At 71.2% G+C, this 19,465-nt stretch carries 16 protein-coding genes; 6 read left to right on the top strand and 10 right to left on the bottom strand.

All coding sequences use genetic code 11. The annotated features are described in order from the left end of the window. Nucleotides 1-74: 74 nt before the first annotated feature. Both ACQRWP_RS15640 and ACQRWP_RS15645 read right to left on the bottom strand, forming a co-directional pair. Nucleotides 75-1,379, bottom strand: a complete 1,305-nt coding sequence (locus tag ACQRWP_RS15640; protein WP_430502964.1) for an ABC transporter substrate-binding protein — start codon at nucleotides 1,377-1,379, stop codon at nucleotides 75-77. Between the two features lie 42 nt (nucleotides 1,380-1,421). Beyond that, on the bottom strand, nucleotides 1,422-3,425 hold the full coding sequence (locus ACQRWP_RS15645; RefSeq protein ID WP_430502965.1) for a DUF2264 domain-containing protein: 2,004 nt from the start codon (nucleotides 3,423-3,425) through the stop codon (nucleotides 1,422-1,424). A gap of 471 nt (nucleotides 3,426-3,896) precedes the next feature. On the opposite strand from ACQRWP_RS15645, the gene ACQRWP_RS15650 reads away from it, so the two are divergent. The 3 genes from ACQRWP_RS15650 to ACQRWP_RS15660 all read left to right on the top strand — a co-directional run bounded on the left by ACQRWP_RS15650 (nucleotide 3,897) and on the right by ACQRWP_RS15660 (nucleotide 7,976). Next, the gene (locus ACQRWP_RS15650) at nucleotides 3,897-5,036 is read left to right on the top strand and encodes a substrate-binding domain-containing protein (RefSeq protein WP_430502966.1); all 1,140 of its coding nucleotides are present in this window, start codon (nucleotides 3,897-3,899) and stop codon (nucleotides 5,034-5,036) included. Between the two features lie 1,629 nt (nucleotides 5,037-6,665). Next, on the top strand, nucleotides 6,666-7,271 hold the full coding sequence (locus ACQRWP_RS15655) for a response regulator transcription factor (RefSeq protein WP_430502967.1): 606 nt from the start codon (nucleotides 6,666-6,668) through the stop codon (nucleotides 7,269-7,271). A 120-nt stretch (nucleotides 7,272-7,391) separates the two neighbouring features. Next, nucleotides 7,392-7,976, top strand: a complete 585-nt coding sequence (locus ACQRWP_RS15660) for a response regulator transcription factor (protein ID WP_430502968.1) — start codon at nucleotides 7,392-7,394, stop codon at nucleotides 7,974-7,976. Between the two features lie 20 nt (nucleotides 7,977-7,996). Here the strand turns inward: ACQRWP_RS15660 and ACQRWP_RS15665 are convergent, their stop codons facing one another. From ACQRWP_RS15665 to ACQRWP_RS15690, 6 genes are all read right to left on the bottom strand, one after another. Then, a complete protein-coding gene (locus ACQRWP_RS15665; RefSeq protein ID WP_430502969.1) occupies nucleotides 7,997-9,775 on the bottom strand; it encodes an ATP-binding cassette domain-containing protein in 1,779 nt (592 codons plus the stop codon). Continuing rightward, a complete protein-coding gene (locus ACQRWP_RS15670; RefSeq protein ID WP_430502970.1) occupies nucleotides 9,772-11,499 on the bottom strand; it encodes an ABC transporter ATP-binding protein in 1,728 nt (575 codons plus the stop codon). Before ACQRWP_RS15670 ends, ACQRWP_RS15665 begins: the two co-directional genes overlap by 4 nt. A 72-nt stretch (nucleotides 11,500-11,571) precedes the next feature. Beyond that, nucleotides 11,572-11,691 (bottom strand): SapB/AmfS family lanthipeptide, encoded by a 120-nt coding sequence (locus tag ACQRWP_RS15675; protein ID WP_013734295.1) that lies wholly within the window; start codon nucleotides 11,689-11,691, stop codon nucleotides 11,572-11,574. A gap of 5 nt (nucleotides 11,692-11,696) precedes the next feature. Then, nucleotides 11,697-14,294: a class III lanthionine synthetase LanKC gene (gene lanKC, locus ACQRWP_RS15680; protein ID WP_430502971.1), complete on the bottom strand. Its 2,598-nt coding sequence runs from the start codon at nucleotides 14,292-14,294 to the stop codon at nucleotides 11,697-11,699. Between the two features lie 133 nt (nucleotides 14,295-14,427). Beyond that, nucleotides 14,428-15,096, bottom strand: coding sequence for a carboxymuconolactone decarboxylase family protein (locus ACQRWP_RS15685; RefSeq protein WP_430502972.1), 669 nt, complete (start codon nucleotides 15,094-15,096; stop codon nucleotides 14,428-14,430). Nucleotides 15,097-15,205: 109 nt separating this feature from the next. Continuing rightward, on the bottom strand, nucleotides 15,206-15,733 hold the full coding sequence (locus tag ACQRWP_RS15690) for a PadR family transcriptional regulator (RefSeq protein WP_430502973.1): 528 nt from the start codon (nucleotides 15,731-15,733) through the stop codon (nucleotides 15,206-15,208). 62 nt (nucleotides 15,734-15,795) lie between these two features. Here ACQRWP_RS15690 and ACQRWP_RS15695 point away from each other — a divergent pair, with 62 nt between their 5' ends. The 3 genes from ACQRWP_RS15695 to ACQRWP_RS15705 all read left to right on the top strand — a co-directional run bounded on the left by ACQRWP_RS15695 (nucleotide 15,796) and on the right by ACQRWP_RS15705 (nucleotide 18,365). Continuing rightward, nucleotides 15,796-16,551 (top strand): alpha/beta fold hydrolase, encoded by a 756-nt coding sequence (locus ACQRWP_RS15695; protein WP_430502974.1) that lies wholly within the window; start codon nucleotides 15,796-15,798, stop codon nucleotides 16,549-16,551. A gap of 361 nt (nucleotides 16,552-16,912) precedes the next feature. Further along, entirely contained in the window at nucleotides 16,913-17,491 is a 579-nt protein-coding gene (locus ACQRWP_RS15700) for a hypothetical protein (RefSeq protein ID WP_430502975.1), read from the top strand. A gap of 268 nt (nucleotides 17,492-17,759) precedes the next feature. Continuing rightward, nucleotides 17,760-18,365: a lytic polysaccharide monooxygenase auxiliary activity family 9 protein gene (locus tag ACQRWP_RS15705; protein ID WP_238680842.1), complete on the top strand. Its 606-nt coding sequence runs from the start codon at nucleotides 17,760-17,762 to the stop codon at nucleotides 18,363-18,365. A gap of 80 nt (nucleotides 18,366-18,445) precedes the next feature. Here the strand turns inward: ACQRWP_RS15705 and ACQRWP_RS15710 are convergent, their stop codons facing one another. Both ACQRWP_RS15710 and ACQRWP_RS15715 read right to left on the bottom strand, forming a co-directional pair. Beyond that, the gene (locus ACQRWP_RS15710; RefSeq protein ID WP_430502976.1) at nucleotides 18,446-18,898 is read right to left on the bottom strand and encodes a VOC family protein; all 453 of its coding nucleotides are present in this window, start codon (nucleotides 18,896-18,898) and stop codon (nucleotides 18,446-18,448) included. Then, nucleotides 18,895-19,434: a GNAT family N-acetyltransferase gene (locus ACQRWP_RS15715; protein ID WP_430502977.1), complete on the bottom strand. Its 540-nt coding sequence runs from the start codon at nucleotides 19,432-19,434 to the stop codon at nucleotides 18,895-18,897. The genes ACQRWP_RS15710 and ACQRWP_RS15715 overlap by 4 nt, the downstream gene beginning before the upstream one ends. Between the last annotated feature and the right edge of the window lie 31 nt (nucleotides 19,435-19,465).

Here is a 19,465-nt window from a genome sequence, read left to right on the forward strand (position 1 = left end):
AGGGAGTCTCCGGGAGCGTTCGGCATGGTGGCGGGACCGGCGTGCGGCTCAGGCGCGCCGGACCCGCCACCAGCTCACTGGTTGAGGACCTCGTTCTTGGCGCGGGTCTGCGCCTTGCTCAGCTCCGCGTCGACGCCCTTGCTGTCGGAGAGGATCGCCGAGTGCGTCTCGTTGAGGAGGTTCTGCAGGCCGGCGGTGTGCTTCGACACCGGGTTCTCCGGCTTGATGGTGTGCTTGGTGTAGGCGAACTTCGACAGGTCGTCCTGCGGTACGCCGTCCAGCCCGAACAGGCTCGCGGTAACCGCGTCGGTGACCTGGGCCGGGGTGATGCCGATCCCGGCCAGCGCCTTGCCGGCATCCGGCCCGGCCGCGTACTGGAGGAAGGCCTTGGCCGCGGCGGCCTTGGACTTGCTGATCTTCGGGTTGATCCCCAGGCCGGTCGGGTCACCGAAGGTGACCGGTGTGGCGGAGGTGCCGGTGGTGGACTTGTCGAACTGCGGCGCCGGGGCGATCCCCCACTGGAACTTGTCGGCGTCACCGCTCTGTCGCTGGTTGAGCAGCGTGGCCACGTACCAGGTGCCCATCAGCAGCATCGCCGACTGCTGCTTGCCGAACTGCGCCTGGTAGGTGAGTTTGTTGGTCTTCGCGGTGCCGAAGGTCGGCTGCGCGCCGGCCGCCTGCAGGTCCAGTGACCGCTCGTAGTACGGCTTCAGGTAGCCGAAGTCTCCGGAGAGCAGGTCCGCGTTGGGGGTCTGGGCGAGCGCGAATCCCTGCACTGTCGACTGGAAGGTGTGCTGGTACGCGCCGGTCGCGTTCGAACCGGCCCCCTTCAGCCCGGTGTGCAGTCGCTTCGTCGCGTCGGTGTAGTCGTCCCAGGTCCAGCTACCGTCCGGCGGCGCCACCTTCGCCTTCGCGAACAGGTCCTTGTTGTAGAACAACACCCACGAGTCCTGCCGGTACGGCACCGCGTACGCCTTGCCATCCACCTGGTACGACGCGAGCGCCGGGCTCGAGCCGAGACCGGAGGTGGCGTCGGAGACGTCGAGCAGCTGACCACCGCTCTGGTACGTGTAGAAGTTCTTGAGGTTTTTCATGACGTAGACGTCCGGGGCGGTGCCGGCGGCCAGGTCCGTGATCATCTGGGTGTCGTAGTCGTTGCCTGGGGCGTACTCCTTGAGCTCCACCGTCACGTTCGGGTGGGTCGCCTTGAAGCCGTCGGCGAGCGTCTTGAACTCGGGCGTGGACGACAGGCTCCAGCCAGCCAGGGTGATCGTCACCGGGGCATTGGGGTCGACTGGCTCGTCTCCGCCCCCGCAGCCGGCGAGAACGAGCGTCAGGGCCGTCGCAGCGCTGATGACGGCCGGTATCGCACGCTTCATCCCTTTCTCCTTAGGTCAAGGGGCCCGGACGGGCCCGCACTGCTACCAGGACGCCTGGGTGGGCCTGGCATGCTCCGTGTCCAGACGGGTCGACGTGCTGATCCCGTCGGGCCAGTCGACCGCCAGGTGGAGGCCGTGGCCGTCCTCGTCGACCACGGCCTGGCATGCCTGCCCGGCCGTGGCCACCGGCACCCTCGACAGCTCGCTGAAGGTGGCGACCCATGCGCCCGGCCGGACGGGGTGGTCCAGCCATGGCACGACCAGCCCGCCGGCCAGGGGCCCGCCGTGCGGAACGGCAGTGACGCCGGCTGTTCCGCCACCGCGAACGCTCTCGAGCCAGCTGGTCAGGTCGGCCCCCGTCACGACCGCCACACCGCCGCCGGCGGTGGCCGTCGCATTCCCGGCAATCGCCCAGCCGCCGACCCGTAGCCGCAGCGCAGCCGCCTCGACGCCGTCGACGAGGCCGTCAACGCGGGTCAGACGTAGCTCCCAGGGGCCGCGGACCAGCGAATACACCGTGAGGTGCCCGGCCGGTTGGGACCGACCCACGCGACCGCCGCCGTGGTCGCGCTGACCCGGATCCGGGTCGACCCAGTGGGCGAGGGCACGTGACCCGGCCACGCCCACGCCGTCGGTGTCGACGTAGACGGTCAGCAGGCGCATGCCGGCGCGGTGGGTGACCCGGCCCGCGCCGTCGACGAGAGTGACGGACTGGTCGAGCGGACTGGCCCAACCGCTGTCGTCGAGGACCGGGGTGGTGGCGGTGGAGTAGCCCAGTCGGGCGTAGAGCGGGGAGTCTGAGACGGTGGCACCCTCGACGGCGTGGTCGGTGCCGTGGTTGACGACGCGGACGATGCCGTCGGCACGGGTGCCAGAGACCAGCCAGCCTGGCGCGTGGATCGCCCGCACCGCATCCCGCTCCTCCACCGGCAGCGGCTCCTCCGCAGTAGTCCACACCGGATGGTCGGCGGGTAGCGCGATGCCGAGCAGTCCCTTGCTGGCCCAGTACGGCGAGCCCGGCCCGGAGTACGACTGCGCAAGGTGCGGCCACGGCGCGTGCCAGCCGAGGGTGAGTAAGCCGCGTTCGTCCAGGGCGCCGTTGGCGACGAAGTGACGCACGATGCGGGTGGCCGCGCCGCGCAACCGGCCGAGGCTGACCGAGGGCACGCCGGCGATGGCGCCGACCCAGAACGGCGCCGCCGCGGCGAAACGGTAGGTCAGGCTTCGCCCCTGGATCAACGGTGATCCGTCGGCGCCCACGAGCGTGACCGCGTCGCTCAGGAAGCGGTCGAGGCCGGCCAGGTCCCGTTCGCGGCGCTGCTCGGCCAGGTCCGCTGCGCCGGCCATCCGGGCCCACAACGTCGGGTAGAGGTGCAGGGCCCAGCCCACGTAGTGGTCGTAGGCGCGGTGCGGCCCGTCGGACATCCAGCCGTCCCCGCGGGCGAAGCCGTCGTGCGTACGCAGGTCCTCGTTCATCTCGTCGAGCGAGTGCGGCCCGCCAACCGAACGCAGGAACGTCTGTACGACCAGCCGGAACCAGACCCAGTTGATCCGTGGGTACGTGTCGTCGCCGACCGCCGGGCGCAGATAGTCCACTACCCGCTCCCGCACAGTGGACGGCATCCGGTCCCAGATCCACGGGCGGGTCAGGTCCAGGACCAGCGCGATGGAGGCAGCCTCCACCTTGGCCTGGGGGTGCTCGTCCAAGCGCACCCAACGGTCCGGAGACGTCGGATCGGTGCCGGCGGCGATACCAGCCGCGTACCGGTCCACGAGCTCGTCCACGCCGATGCCCCGGGCACCGGCGATGCGGAAGCCGGCCAGCAGGAAGGTGCGAGCGAACCCCTCCAGGCCGTCGATGGCTCGCCCGTAACCGCCCTCCGGGCCGGGAAAGGTGACGAGGGCGTGGCCGGGCGACGCGAACGGCCGGGTGGCGGCGAGCATCCGGTCGGCGAGGGCCAACCAGTCATCCCGGTGCCAGGTCGCGGCGGCGGGGGCATCCGGGTTCGTCCCCGGTGCCAGCCGGTCGGCCGTCCCGAACGTCATCCGAGGTCCTGTCGCATCGAGCCGTCTCCGTGGAATGTGGCGAGCGGGGTGTTGCCCATGAATGTGACGTGCAGGCATCCGCCGGGTTTCCGAAGTAAAACGCTCACAAAGGAGCAAGTCAATGCCGTTCTCAAACCGATGCGAACACAACCGATCAAGGGAGCGCACAACGCCGCCTTGACGCGCCAAGTGCTCTGATACGATCACAATCGTTCATAGCCGCTCCACCGTCCGAGGAGTCATGACGGTCGCAGACCGCTTCGCAGACCCGGTCGGTGCGGCGTGGCGCGGTCACCGGACGGCGCCGTGCGCCGCGACAACCCGGCGGAGCACGACTCCTATGCTCTTCGACGGATGGGGAGATCAGCCGATCCGGCTCGCGGTCGACGTCACCGCGTTCGACCCGGCCGGCGAGCTCGCCCGCACCCTGCAAGAGCTCTCGCCGCACGAAGCGTTCCTCGGAGGTCCCCCATGACCAAGGACAGTCCTGTCGTCGCCGCGGCGGAGGGGTCCCGAGGGCCGCTTCAGGTCGCCCGCCGCCAGCAACTGTTGGCAGCCCTGCAACGGGACGGCTCGATGCGCATCTCTGACCTGTCCCACGTGCTGGGCGCCGCGCCGGTCACCATCCGGCGCGACATCGCGGAGCTGGCCGCCGAAGGGTTGGTGCGCCGCGTCCACGGTGGCGTCGCCCTGATCCTGCCGGACGACGCCCCGGCAGCCGACGAGCCACTCGCCGCAGGCCTGGACCCGCTGGCCGGGCGCGCCCTCGGCATGCTCGTACCCTCGTTGGACTACTACTGGCCGGACGTGGCTCGCGGTGTCGAGGGAGCCGCCCGCGAGCTGGACATGCGTGTGGTCTTGCGCGGCTCCTCCTACGACAGTGAGGACGACCAGCCGCAGCTGGCCCGCCTCGTGGAGCGGATGGGCGTCGACGCGCTGATCATCGCGCCGAGCATGGACGCACCGAGCGCCGAGCGCACCATCGAGTGGCTCGACCAGGTCGGCGTCCCGGTCGTCCTGCTGGAACGCACCGCCACGGTAGGCAGCCACCACGCGGTCATGGAGTCGGTGGTCACCGACCACGCGCTCGGCGCGGCCATGGCGGTGCGCCACCTCACCTCGCTCGGACACCGCAAGGTCGGCCTGGTGCTCGACGCCAACAGCCCCACCAGCCAGCACGTACGGCGCGGCTGGCTCGACGCCACGACCGAGTGCGGCCTCGACCCGGACGCGACGGTGGTGGCTGTGGTACCCGACGCACGGTCACCGGAGCGGGACACCGTCCTCAACAGCATCCTCGACCAGTGCCAGGCGACCGGGACGACGGCGCTGCTGGTGCACGCCGACGCCGAGGCGATCGCGCTGGTGCAGCACTGCGAGGAGCGGCACCTGTCCGTTCCCGGCGACCTCTCCATCGTGGCGTACGACGACGAGGTCGCCGGCCTCTTCAGCCCGCCGCTGACCGCGGTCCGACCGCCGCGACGCTCGATCGGGCGAGCCGCCGTGCGTCTCGTCGCCGACCGGCTCGCCGACCCCGACCGCCCCACCCACCGGATCGTCATCAGCCCATCGCTGCGGATCCGAGGGTCGACCGCGCCGCCACCCGCGTAAGCGGTGTTCCCCGGTCCGGAACGTTCGAGCAGGCCAGGCCAGGCCAGGGTGATCCGGACCGTTCACCTGACACGGGCGGGTGGGCCGTGACCCTGCCGTCCTGGCCACCGGTGCACCCGCGCCTCCGGCGGCCGCCGACGGGCCGGTGCCGGACGGAGCGGCGGACGTGGTGCGTCCGCATTCCGTCAACGGACGCGCACATCACTGGATGCAACTACGTGAGCGCATCGCTACTATGGGTCAGCAATCCAGAGGGAAGGAGCCGTGCCCGCGTGCGAAGTCCCGTCAACGGAACCGCGCCGACGTCTACGCCGGGCCGATCCGCGCCGCTTGTGGCCGGCCGGCTGCGCAGGCTCGTCCGGCGGCTGGTGCTGATCGCGGCCGCCGTCGGGGCCGGTTTCGTGGTGGCCGCCCTGTTTCAGGGGCCGGCCGCCGCCGACGGGTTGCGCAGCGGGTCCGGTGACGAGCCTCATCGGACGATCGACGGTCTGGTCGAGTCGGTCGCGCGGCTCACGGTCGCCGAGCGCCCCAACCAGGACCGCCACCGAGCCGCCGGCGCCGACGACAGTCGCCGCCAAGGGCTCCGTACCCCGCCGGCAGGGCCCACCGGTGGCGCCGTCGTCCCCCGCGACAAGCCACCCTCGACGGAGCCTCGACGGTTGACGGGTGCGCCGAGGCTCGGCGCACCCGTCCCACCCGGCGCGGTGGCGGAGCGCGAAAAGCTCCTGCCGGCCTCCGTAGCTCGCGCGGCTCATCGTCCAGCTCACCGTGTCGGGCTGTCGCGGCCGGCCGCCGATCCAGCACGAAAGCCAGCCACCGCCGCACCCAAGCCGCCCGCGCGGCACGGACCAGGCGAGCTACCAGTGGTGGGCCCGATCACCGCCCCCCTGCCGTACGTCGTCGATGTCGTGAGCACCGTGCCGATCCGGCCCGTCGTCATGGCGCTCCTCCGGGTCGCCGATGCCGTCCTACCACCCGCTCCCTGCCCCGTGACCGTTCCGGGGGCGACACCTCCACTGCCCGCTCCCCCAGTGCTCGGGCCGTCCGCCGTGCCGGTGACCCACCCGGCTCCCGTACCGACAGTTCCGCCACCACCGACGGGTCCGGCGCTGACCCCCGTACGCGCCGAAGCGCCGCCGGCCCCGGCCGCGCCACCGCGGTTGTCCGTCGTCGGCCCCGCGCGTGCCACGGCCCCGACGGGGCACCTCGCCGCACACCCGGCACTGGTGGACGCGGGAGGTGAGCCTTCTGACCAGCCCGTCGCGCCCGCCGACCAGGATGCCGCCGGCGTCGACGATGGATCCACTCCTGGGCCGGGGCTGGTCCGGCCGCTCGACCGGCAGTCGCACCTCGCTGCCGGGCAGCCCTGCGATCCCGTGCCGCTCCTGGCCGAGAGCCGAACTCCGTCTGCGATCGCCCGCCCGGGCTGAGCCGGATCGACCGACCCCGGCGGCTGGCCCGAGCGGCCTGTCCCACCGCTGGTCGGTCGACCAGTGCCCCCGCCCGTCCGCCGTGACGGTGCGGCGGGCCGATGCCTACCCGTCTGTAGCGCACGACCGACCTGACCAACCCGTGGACCTTCCGGGATCGGTGGCCGTCGTGACGCGTACCTGAGATCGGAGAAACGTGGTGATCCACGTTGTCATCGCCGAGGACATGGGTTTGCTCCGCGGGGCGCTCTGCGCCGCGCTGTCACGCGAGGAGGACATGAAGGTGGTCGCCGACGTCGAGGGTGTCGGCGAGTTGTTGACGGTGGTCCGGCGGTGCCGACCACAGGTGGTGGTGCTGGCACTGACACCGGAACTGCCCGACCCGGTGGAGGTGGTCGCCCGGATCGACGTCGAGGCGCCGCACGCCGCCGTGCTGGCGATGAGCCCTCGGTGGAGTCCGGCGCTGGTGGAGGCGGCGCTGGCAGCTGGCGCGCGCGGCCTGGTCGGGAAGGACAGCTCGCTGGCCGAGTTGGTGCGGGCGATCCGCGCGCTCGCGGCCGGGGAGCGCGCAATCGACCCGGCCGCCGCGGTCGCGGTGCTGAGTCCCCCGGAGATGCCGTTGACGCCCCGAGAGATGGACGTGCTGCGGATGGCGGCCGAGGGTCTACCCCTCAAGGAGATCGCCGTCCGCCTCTACCTGGCCCACGGGACGGTGCGCAATCACCTGTCGGTGATTCTGCGCAAGACCGGGGCTCGCAACCGGTTGGAGGCGGTGTCGCGCGCGAGGCGTAACGGCTGGCTTTAGCCGTCGGGGCGGGTCCGGTGAAGATGACCGGACCCGCCCCCGTCGCCGTGCAGCCCCGCCGGATGCGTGTTTGAATGTTGACGTTGTGTGACCAGCCATCGCAGTGCGGGAAGGTTCATCGTGATCCGTACCCTGCTCGCCTTGGACGGTGCCCTGGTTCTGGGCGCGCTGTCGTTCGTCCTCGCTGCCGAGGACGACATCCGTGTCGTGGCGGAGGTGGATCGCAGCGACGCGGTCTCCGCAGCCGTTCACGCCCAACGACCCGACGTGGTGGTGGCCGATCTCGATCTCGTCGAGGGAGTCGATCCCGACCGCCTCGGCCGGTGCCCCGTCCTGGTGCTGGCTCACCCGCATCGGGCCCGGCGGCTGCGAGGCATGCTCTGCCCGACCAGGGCGATCGGCATTCTGCGCAGTGACGCGGCCCCTCAGCGGGTCATCGACGGCATCCGTCGGCTCGCCCGCCGGGAGCCCGTCCTCGACGCGGATCTCGTCGTCGCGGCGTTGCGCTCGGACGGCCCCCTGACCAGCCGTGAGACGGAGGTGTTGCGGCTGACGGCCGCGGGTGCGCCGGTCGCGGAGGTGGCGGTGTCGCTCGGGCTCACCCGGGGCACCGTCCGAAACCATCTCGGTCGGATCGCCCGCAAGGTGGGCGCGCGCACCCGGGTGGAGGCCGTGCGGATGGCAGGCGAGGCCGGCTGGATCTGACCGGCGCGGATGCGCGGGGTTCAGCTCTGCCGCGACGGCGCAACCTGGGATGGCACCGCCGAGTCGTCCCAGCAGCCGACGAGCGCCCGGTAGGTGGCCGAGCGGGCCATCAACTGTTCGTGCGTTCCCACCAGGGGCTCGTCGCCGTCGAGGACCAGCACCCGACCGGCCCGCAGCGCGGAACTGATCCGGTGCGCGATCACCACGAGGCTGCCGGGTCGCCGGGCGAAGGCGGCCTCGACCGTCGCCTCCAGCGCCGGGTCCAGGTGACAGGTCGCCTCGTCGAGGACCACCAGCGGGGCGGCTGCCAGCCAGGCCCGGACCGCCGCGATGAGTTGCCGCTCGCCGGCGGAGAGCAGGGCCGGCGCGACCGGCGCGCCCAGGCCGCCCAGGCGGGTCGCCAGGGGACGCGCGCCGAGCGCGTCGAGGGCGACCTCCAGTGTGTGATCGTCGGCGTCCGGCCGGAGGTAGCGGAGGTTGTCGGCGAGACTGCCGGTGAAGACGTACGCCTCCTGGGGCACCAGCACTCGCATCCGGGCGAGGACGGCCGGCTCAACCTCGGCGACCGTCGCGCCGGCCAGGTGGACCGTGCCTGCCTGCGGCGGCACCAGACCGGCCATCAGGGCGGCCAGTGTGGACTTGCCCGCACCGCTCGGGCCCACCACGGCGAGATGGTCCCGGTCGGCCAGTGTCAGCGAGAAGTTCCGCAGGACGGGCCGGGCGCGCGGGCCGTACCCGAAGGTCAGTCCCCGGACCTCGACGGCTGGCGGGCTGCCGGCGGGACCGGTGGGCGGTCGGCAGCGGGGCATCCGGGCGGCGGGGGCTGACGGGCGCTGGTCGTCGGAGACCGGATAGGTGCGCAGGATGTTCTCCAGGGTGACCGCGTAGCGGAGCCCGCCGCCGCCGAGGCCCTGCACCAGGGTGTGCAGGGCGGGTTGCAGCCCGGTGGAGACGTAGATCAGCGCGCCCAGCACCGCGCCGGCCGTGAGACCACGCTCAACCAGCCACGGGGCGGTCACCATCAGCACCAGCAGTGGCAGCCAGCCGCCGATGCCGAGGCTGAGACTGCGGATCGCCGCCATCCGGGCGAGCATGCGTTCGGCGGCGGCCTGCGCCGACACCCAGCGGGCCACCTCCGCCGTCACGCGTGTCTGGGCGCCGCAGGCCAGTACGTCACGGTGACCGGCCAGGGCGGTCGCCGCCGACTGGCCGAGCTGCTCACCGGCCCGGACGTAGGCGCGCTGGTGCGTGACCATCGCCGGCAGCGCGGCGAGAAACACGACCAGACCGGCGACCAGCGGCGCGACCGCCAGCGCCGCCACCACCGGCGCCAGGGCGAGCAGGCCGAGCAGGGCCGCGCCGGCGGAGAAGAGGAAACCGCGGGTCACCATCAGCAGACCGGCGAAGGTGTCGCGGACGATCTCCATCTGGTGGGTCAGCCGGGTCACCGCGGCGCTGTCCGCACGGCCACCCGCCCGGGTGGCGTCGCGGAGCGCGCCCCGGATCACCTGGGCGGCCATCTCGTCGCGGAACGGCTCAACCACGGCGCCGAGGCTCCGGTACGTCCGACCGGTGGCCGCGGCGCCGACCAGCACGGCCACGGCGAGGACCCCCAACCAGGCCAGGCCGTTGAGCAGACGTCCGGCCAGGAAACCCTCGTCGACGGCGCGGGCGACCAGGTAGCCGGCGAGCAGCGCGGGCAGCGACTCGACAAGCGACCAGCCGCCGAGCCCGGCGAGCTCCCGCCGGCGGGCCCGCAGCGCCCGCCAGGTCACCCGGCGTACGCCAGGACGGCTCACGATCCACCGCCGGCCGGCTGGAAGACGGCACGGTAGTCCGGTTCGGTCCACAGTTGCCAGTGCGGCGCCACGCCGCGCAGCCGACCGCCGTCGAGCCAGGCGACGAGGTCGGCCGCCGCGGCCGCCGCGGCTCGGTGAGTGACCACCAGTCGGGTACGCCCTCCGGCGCGACCGAGAACCGCCTCGGTGATCCGATGCTCGGTCGCGGTGTCGAGGCTCGACGTCGCGTCATCCAGGATGAGCAGCCGCTCTGCGGCGAACGCGCGGGCCAGGCCGAGGCGTTGGGTCTCGCCCCCGGAGAGCGGGGTGTCCACCAGCGGGGTGCGGTAGCCGCTGGGCAGACGGTCGATCACGTCGGCGACCGCCGCCATCCGGGCCGCCCGCAGAACCGTCGGCGTGGCCGGGCTCTGATCGGCCGGCGGCGCCGCCGAGTCGACCGGCAGTGCCAAGCCGATCGCGTCGTGGACGGTCGCGCCGATCAGCACCGGCCGGTCGAAGGCGTAGCCGACGGCCCGTCGCAGCGCCGCCGCGTCGAGGTCCCGCAGCGGCACCCCGTCCAGTCGCACCTCACCGCCGTCGGGGTCGTACAGCCGTCCCGCAACGGCCGCCAGGGTCGACTTGCCGGCACCGGATGCTCCCACGACGGCCACGGTCGCGCCGGCCGGCACGTCCAAATCGACGCCGTCCAGAATGGGCCGGCCGTCGTCGGCGTACACGCACACCCCCCGCAGTCGCAGGGCGCCGCCGCCGGGTGGAAGCCGCCGATCACCTGCCGGCGTGGCGGGCTGCGTCAGCAGCTCGGCGACCCGGTGTGCTCCCGCGCGGCTGCGGACCAGGTGGTTCAGGGTGGCGAGCACTCCCCCGAGCCCGGCGCCCATGGCCGCGTACCGGACCGCGGCGACCAGTTCACCCGGCGTGAGCCAGCCTGCGGTCAGGGCGTACCCGCCGACCGCGATGACGCTCAGGTTCAGCAGCGGTGCCACGGCCGAGGTGCGGGCACTCGCCCGGGCCAGCAGTCCCCAGGTGCGCCGGCCGTGCCGGTCCAGTTCCGGTAGGGCCGCCAGCACCCGGTCCTCCTCGCGGCGAGTGGTGCCGGCGGCGGCGATGGTGCGGGCGCCCGTCAGCGACTCCAGTAGTCGGCCGGCGATGCTGCCGAGCACCCGCTGGTACCCGGCGGTCGCGGTCGAGGCGTCGGCCACGAAGGCGCGCATGAGGACGGCGAGCAGGCCGAGACCGGCGAGCAGGGTGACCCCGAGGACCGGTTCCATGATGGTGAGCGCGACGACGCTGCCGAGCGGCGGGAGCACCGCCACGATGGCCAGGACCACAGCGTTGCCGGCCTGTCCCGCGTCGGCGGCCTGGCCGACCAGTCGGCCGACGAGATCCCCTACCGGGTGCCGGCGGGTGGCGCGGACGTCCAAGGCGAACAGGTGACGCAGTAGCCGCCGGCGCAGCCCGGCGGTGGCGCGCGCCGCACCGAACCCGCTGGCCAGGTCCGTCAGGGTGTCGACGCAGATGAGGACGACGACCAGGGCGCAGGCGGACACCGCCCACCAGCCGGAGCCGCCGGTGAGGGCGGCGTCGACGGCGCGGCCGAGGGCCGCTGGTAGCAACAGTTCGGCGGCCGCGCCGAGCAGCGCGACCGCCGCGAGTCCGGCGGTCCAGCCGCCGCCCGCCAGGACCGTCTGCCGCAGCAGCCTGTCCCCCACGGCGAACGTCGGCATCGGTCCTCCCGTTGGTACGCGGTTGCCCTGGGTGGGCACGTCTACCCACCCAGGGCCCCACGTGTGCGTGGATCAGTTGCAGGTCGTGACGGAGAGCGAGCTGTCGCCGCAGAGCAGCAGGCTCGCCCGGCTACCGCCACCGGTGCGGTCGGCCGGAGCCATCTCCAGGCCCTGGAGGTCCAGAAGTGCCATGTCGTTCACCTCCCTTCCATCCGTTCGCCGATCAGGTCGCCCCCGCTGTCGCGGGGGAGTCTGTTCGCGCCCGGAAGGGGCGCGAGGAAGGGCAGCGCCAGCGGCTGGTCGTGTTGCGCGCTGGCCAGCGCGTACAGCACGCCGGCGGTACCGGTGCCGAAGTCCATGGAGAGCCGCAGCAACTGCTCACCGGGGAACGCGGTCCCCTCCCGATAGGGCAGCGCGTGCCAGGCCAGCCGATCCAGCTGCGCGCGGAGTTCGCGGCGGTCGGCGTCGTCGGTCGAGGCGGCGAGGTAGGCGATGATGCCGGCCCGGCCGGCGAAGAGCCCGGACTGGGCGTAGAACGGTGAGCGCGCCGCACGGCGGACCCCCGCGCTCGCCTCGGCGAACCGGTCGTCGGCACGGTGGCGCAGGTACTGGTCGAGGACCAGCCCGATACCGACACTGCCGTGGGCCAGGTAGGGCATGGTGCGCCAGCCCTCATTGACCTCGAGGGCACCGTCCGGGCGCAGCACACACCGGCGCAGATCCTGACGCAGCGCCGTGGCGGCGTGCTCCAACAGTTCGTCGTCGCCGCTGAGCTCGTAGAGCCGCAACAGCATCAGCGCCGGTCCGGTCCGGCCCCGCAACAGCCCGGCGTACGGGTTGCGTCCGCCGCTGACGTCCGGGCCCGGGTCGTCGGCCAGCTGCCCGATCACCCGTTCGGCGGCGCGCCAGGCGGCGTCGCGCAGCGACACCTCCCCGGTATGCGCGGCCAGCTCGGCCAGGTTGAGCGCGATCCCGGACAGCCCGCTGGCCAGGCTGTGGTCGAGCCCGTCCAGGGGTTCCCGCAGGCAGATGTCGAGAACGTCCAGCGCGTCCTCCCGGCGTCCGAGGTGAACGAGTGCGTACGCGACGCCGTGCAGCCCGTCGTAGAAGCCGCAGCGGGTGCCGGACGGGGGCGCTGTCGCCCGCCGCACCAGCCAGTCTTCGTGCTCGGGCCACCGCCCGGCACCGCTCTTGTCCAGCGCGTACAGCACGCCCGCCGCCCCGTGGGCGAGGTTCAGGCCGCCGCTGCGGAACTGCTCGATGTCACCGGGAAAGAGCCGGTCGTCGCGCTCCGGGGTGGCGCTGGCCACGATCGCCGTCGTCAGCCGGCCCCGCATGGTGTGCCAGTCATCCGCGCCGAGAGTCGCTCGCGGGTCCGCGGTGACCCGCGGCTCACCGGTGATCTCCTCGACCGCCGGATCGAGGAAGGACCTCGGCACCGGGAAGTTCGCCGCGATGATGTCGGCCAGGTGAGCCACCTTCGCCGGGGCGAGCCGGACCAGCTGGGTCAGTGGCAGGAACAGCGCCAATCGCAGGCACGCCAGGGCGTACCGGTCGACCGCCGGCCCGCTGCGGTCCCTCGGTGCCGCGAAGCCCTGGTTGCGCAGCCCGGGTCGGCGGTGCCCGGCGATCGGGGCGGCCACCTCGAAGTCGACCAGGGCGACCCGGTCGTCCGGCCGGATCATGATGTTGAACAGGTGCAGGTCCCCGTAGACCAGGCCGCGCTCGTGGATTGCCGCCACGACGGATTCGACCTGCTCGTAGGTCTGGCGGGCCCATCGGGCGTACGCCGCCCGGTCGCCGTCGGTCGCGTCGGCGTCGATCAGCGGGTACCGGTCGACCAGCACCTTGTTCAGCGGTCGGCCTTCGATGAACTCGAGCGCGAGGAACCGGTGCTCGCCGAGGACGAACTCGTCGTGCACCCGAGGCACCTGCGGCAGGTCGGCGAGTTGCCGCAGGGCCTGCGCCTCGCGGGCCAGCCGGGCGACGGCGTCGGTGCCGTCGGCGTCCAGGCCGGCGTGCGGTCGGGCCTCCTTCAGCACCACCTCGGTGTCGGTACGCAGGTCCCTGCCCACGTACAGCCCGCCGCCGTTCGAGAAGTGAATCACCCGCTCGATCCGGTACGGCACCTGGTCGGTGCTGGTGTCGCTCCGGGCGGCCAGGTGCGGGCCGAGGAAGTCGGGCAGGGTGACCCAGGACGGTACGTGAAAGACGGGCTCCCGGCGGTCCGGCACCAGCGTGCCGGCGTCGTCCTCGATCGCCGGTACCACCTGGCCGTCGGGCGAGTGGCAGTAGCGGGCGGCGAAGCCGCCGTAGCGCACGTAGACCGGGCCGTCGCCGTAGCGGAGATCACTGAGGATGTACGGCCCAGGCTCGCCGGTGAGCAGTTCGTCGAGCTCCTTGCAGGCCAGCTCCAGCTCAGCGTCGTCGCGCGGATAGACAGTGATGAACTTGCCGCTCGCGGCCCGGGCGGCGTACTTGGAATTGCGCAGCAGCAGCGTGCGCGGCCCGCGCAGGAACTTGAAGGACAGGCCACGGGGGACGCAGTAGTTCCAGACCGTGTCCAGCACCCGCTCGGCGTTTGCCAGACCCGCCGACACATGAATCTTCCAGCCCTGCTGCGGCAGCGAGCCGCCGTCGGGTGCGTAGATCAGCCAGTCGTCGAGCGGCTCACGCCGCCAGCCGGTCGGCGTCGGCCGTTCGGCGGCCGGGAAGACGGGCTGGGCGACGGCGCTGCCGAGCGAGTCGTAGAACAGCCGATCCGCGGCGCAGTAGCTGTCGTAGCGTTCGTCCACCGTCTCGCCGCCCCTCGAACTCGGCCGGCTGTTGTTCCGGCGTTGGATCGAGTCTCATCGACGGGACGTGGTGGGCTCCAGTGCGCTTAGTCACGACGTTGGATGCGGGGTGCACGGATACTCATGACATTAGTCAGGCCCGCACACCGTAGACGGCGGCGCCCATGGGCTTGTCGACGTCCAGGTCCGTTACTGCGGCGACCCGGGCGATCATCATGTACTGCCCGATCACCATCAGGAGTTCGACCACCTCGCGCGGGGAGAGCAGCGCGGTCAGTGCGGTGTTGGTGTCGTCGGGCGGAAGAACGTCACGGACAACTTCGGTCGTGAAACGCAGGACGATCCGCTGGTCTGGTGAGAAACAGTCGGCCCCGATCTCGTCGCGCCCGAGAGCGTGGATCATCTCGTCCGTGGCGCCGACGGAGCGGGCGATCGGCTCGTGCTGGACCCACTCATATGTGACGTCGCTCAGCTGGGCGACTCGCAGGATCGCGATTTCGCGCAGCAGGGGGTCGAGGGCCAGGTCCGTGAGCAGCCTGCCGCCCCAGCGCATCCAGTCCGGAAACGCCGTCTCGGCGTTGGCCATGACGCGGAAGAAGTTCAGGGGAAGCGCGGCCTGCAGCGCCTCGCGGACCGGCGCCGGGGCGTCGGCGGGGTTCACGTACGGCAAGCGACTCATATCTTTCCTTTTACAAACGGCAAATCGGGTGTCACGGACCATATCCCGATCCCCGCTGCGCCCGCCGCCGATCTGTTCGGATACCGCTGGTAAGACCACGATGACGTTCGCGAAGCAGCCCACTCACCGGACGGCAGCTTGGGTTCCCCGCAGGCCGGCGCGCACGACCAGCAGCAGATGTGCGCGTCGATACGGGCTGCGGACAGTCGGCCTACCGAAGCCGGTCCGGTGGTCATCGCGTGAGCGATGTCAGCATTTCCCGCAGCCAGGCAATCTCCGTGCGGCTGGTGGCGGTGGCGATGCGGAACAGTCCCCGGCGAAAGGGGTCGTCGGGGAAGTCGTCGGCGCGCAGTGGCCGGTCGCCGTCCCAGAAGAAGCTCGCCGGCTGGGTGAGGAAAATCAGCCGCCGGCGCAGCACGGCCCCCTGGGCCGCCGGGTCGTCGAGGTGGTGCAGGAAGGCCAGCAGCGTGAACCAGCGGTTCTCGTCGGTGATGAACAGCTCGTCGGGTGCGCGGAGCTGACGCAGCAACTCCGCCTGCCCTGCCGGGCTCAGGGTCAGCACGTGCCGTGGTGCTGCCATCTGGCCAGCCTGTACGTCGCGGCGCAGCAAGCCCGCACGTTCCATGCGCTTGATCGTCGGATACAGCGTCCCATCCGCGATCGGCCGGACGTGGCCGGTGAGTGCGGCCACGCGCCTGCGCAGCTCGTAGCCGTGCAGCGGGGCGTCGGCCAGGAAGCCCATTATCGCGAACTCCAACACCGTGTTAGCTTACCTCGGCCGAGAGATACCTCGAACACGAGGTACGGGTCAGGAGGTATGTGATGCGCGGCGCCCAGGTTCGACCAGATGGCACGACGATCCGCTGGGTGGAACTCCCCGGCACCGAACCCACTCGGATCTACCTGCACGGGCTCGGCGCCTCCTCGCCGGCGTACTACTCGGCGGTGGCCACCAACCCCACCCTCAGCGGACAGCGCAGCCTGCTGATGGACCTGCTCGGACACGGCATCAGCGACCGGCCGACCGATGCCTCGTACACACTGGAGGAGCACGCCGACCTCCTCGCTATCGCCCTGTCGGCAGCCGGGGTCGGCGCCGCGCAGGTGATCGCACACAGCATGGGGGGCGCCGTCGCCATCATCCTGGCGTCCCGCCATCCGCACCTTGTCTCCGCACTGGTCCTGGTGGACGCCACCCTCGACCCGCAGCCTCCGGGCGAAGGCATCGGCGCCCGCTACACAGAGGAGCAGTTCGTCCATGGCGGCGGCCGGTCCGAGACGCTCACCCGGGTCGGCACGGCCTGGGCGGCCACGATGCGGCTTACCGGCCCGGAGGCGCTTTATCGCACTGCGGCACACCTCGGCCGCGGCACCACCCCCACCATGCGTGAGCTGCTGGTCGAACTGCCCGTGCCGCGCACATACCTCCATCCGGCCGACAACGAGCCGAGAGGTGCGCGCGCTCTGATCGATGCCGGCGTGCGGGTGGTCGCCGTACCAGAGGCTGGCCACAACATCATGCTGGACAACCCCGATGGCTTCGCTGCGGCCACAGAGGCGGCATTGCGGGGGCGGTGATCCTCAACCGCTGGAGCGGGAGACCGGGCCGGATTCACGCTGATGCTCGTCGATGTTGCCAAAGCCGATCCAGACGTGTTGGAATGGCTGATATCGCCGCAGCGCGGGGGCAACCGCGCTGGGAACGGCCAGCACGGGAGCATCGCAGCGCCGGCAGCGCGCCGCCCTTGGCGGACGCTCGCCTGCCGGATCGCCGGGCCATCTCTACGACGACGGGCATCTTGCCGGGCAATCATCCCCGCCCGCCGTAGGTACATCCCGACACGTGTCCCCGACGGCCGACGCGCTCGACGCCTGACCCGCCGGGGACGTCCGATTCGGCCTGCCAGCACCAGAACCGGCGACGAGGTGAGAAGCAATCATGATTTCCCGAGAGAACTTCGCGGGTTGGTACCGGAACCGCTTCGTGTGGGTGGCGGTGATCCTGCTGGTGGTGTCGGCCGGCGCGGTCGTACTGGTCAACCGGGCCGACCCGGAGGCGAAACCGGCGGACCTGCAAACGCAGATCACGGCCCGGATGCGCACCACGCTCGAACAGGCGGACCCGGGGCAGCACAACCACGCCGGACACGGTGCCCAGCAGGCGGCCACCACGGAGAAGCCGGCAGTGATCTGCGGGGTCCGCGTCTACGGCTACGAGCCGACCGAGGCCACCGCGCTCGCCGACGTGCGGACGGTCTACGGCTTCCACCTCTGCGGGGTCGCCGAACAGAAGCGCCCGTGGGACGTGGCGGTCAAACTGGCCGGCCCCGTGATCATGGACATGTCCACCGAGCCTCCGGGCATCCAGGTGGTCGAGGCGACCGCCGAGGTCATGTTCACCGACCGGGTGCGGCAGATGCTCCCGCCCAAGTACGCGGATCTGGCGCTCAAGGAGGCGCTGACCGAGTCGGAGATGGCCGACCAGCGCCGCCGATACGACGCCGCAGCCGACCTGTGACCATGCCGGGCGACCGATGGCGCGGTCGTTACCCGCACCCGGATCCGAACCGGGCGGCTGCGGACACCCCGGTCAGCTCGATCCACATCCGACCATAGATAGATAAGCATTGATATTTAACTCGATAGATGCAACAGTTGGTTTGGGAGCGTTCCCATTCTGATTTGTAGTCCCGAAGAGCGGAGGATGAACAGTGCGTTCACTCAAGTCCGATCGATCCGGCGGACGATCCCGGTCACCAGTCCGTCGGTCCCTGCGAGCGTTCGTCATGGTGTTCGCCATCGTGGCCGGCATGCTGCCCTTCACCGGGGCAGCCCAGGCCCACGGCACCATCATCAACCCGATGAGTCGCGCCTACCAATGCTGGAAGGCGTGGGGCAACCAGCACATGAACCCCGCCATGCAGCAGCAAGACCCCATGTGTTGGCGGGCGTTCCAGGCCAACCCCGACACCATGTGGAACTGGATGAGCCAGCTGCGCGACGGCCTCGGGGGCCAGTACCAGGCTCGCACCCCGGACGGGCAGCTGTGCAGCAACGCCCTGTCCAGGAACGACAGCGTGAACCAGCCCGGGGCGTGGAAGACGACCACCGTCAGCCGCAACCTCACGGTCCAGCTGTACGACCAGGCCAGCCACGGCGCTGACTACTTCCAGGTCTACGTCACCAAGCAGGGGTTCAACCCATCCACCCAGAAGCTCGGGTGGGGCAACCTCGACCTGATCACGACGACCGGGCGCTACGCGCCGGCGCAGAACATCTCGTTCAACGTCTCGCTCCCGTCGCGCAGTGGGAACCACATCCTGTTCGTGCTCTGGAGGGCGTCGCACCTGGACCAGACCTACATGTGGTGCAGCGACATCAACGTCACCTGATCGGCAAGACCGACAACTAGCACGCTGATCCGGCTCAGGGCGTCAACGCCCTGAGCCGGATTGGTTGGCTCAGGTGGAGGTCACGCGTCGGCTTCGAGAGCGAAGGTGTTGCCGTCCGGGTCCTGAAACCAGGCGATACGTCCACCTCCGGCCCGCGCGGTAATCCCCTTCTCATCGTGCTCGAACTGCTCGTAGCGAACGAACTCGACGCCCGACGAGGTGAGTTCATCGACGATCTGGTCGATGTCGTCGACGTACCACGTCGCCAACGTCGCCGAGGTCTTCCCGGCGGTGACCGACTGGTACACGTTCAGCGCCGGACCGCCACCGGAGCCATAGACGCGGCTGCCGTCGGCGATGGTGGCGCTGGGGCCGGACCGCAGCGCCCGCAGGCCCAGCGCGCCTTCGTAGAAGGCCACGGCCTTCTGAATGTCGGACACGGCGACCGAGGCTCTGAGGTGGTACGTACTCAAGGGCATGAACCACTCTGGCAGGTGCTCGACGAATCGGGGCGCCGAATCGGAGACCGTCAAACCCCCGCACTACGAGCGATGCGATACAGCACGTTCGGACGCAGCGCCCCTTCGGGCTCGGTGGGATCGTCGAAGTCGTCAGCCGGGTTCCGGGTCATGCCGATCCGGCGCATCACCGCCTGGGAACGAAGGTTGGTGGCCGTTGTGACAGCGAGGATCTCAGGAAGCTCAAGAGCGTCAAAGCCGTGGGCCAGGACCGTCAGCGCGCCCTCGGTAGCGTAGCCCTGGCCCCAGGCCGAGCGGGCGAGCCGCCAACCGATCTCCACTCCTGTGAACGGCATGTCGTCGTCCACGTCATCCAAGCCCGCGAAGCCGATGAACTCGCCCGTGGCCTCCACCTCAACCGCCCACCATCCGTAGCCTCGCTGGTCGAACTCGGCCTGGAACCGCGACACGGAGGCATCGCTCTGTTCGCGGGTAAGCAGGTCGCCCAAGTGCTCCCGGACCTCGGGATCGGCATTCATGGCCGCCCACGGTTCAAGGTCGGAGTCACGCCATCGGCGCAAGACGAGGCGATCCGTACGTAGTTCAGCCATGCTGACCAGCCAACGTGAGCTCTGGCCCCGG

The sequence above is a fragment of the Micromonospora trifolii genome (assembly GCF_050516465.1).
Lineage (GTDB): Bacteria > Actinomycetota > Actinomycetes > Mycobacteriales > Micromonosporaceae > Micromonospora > Micromonospora trifolii.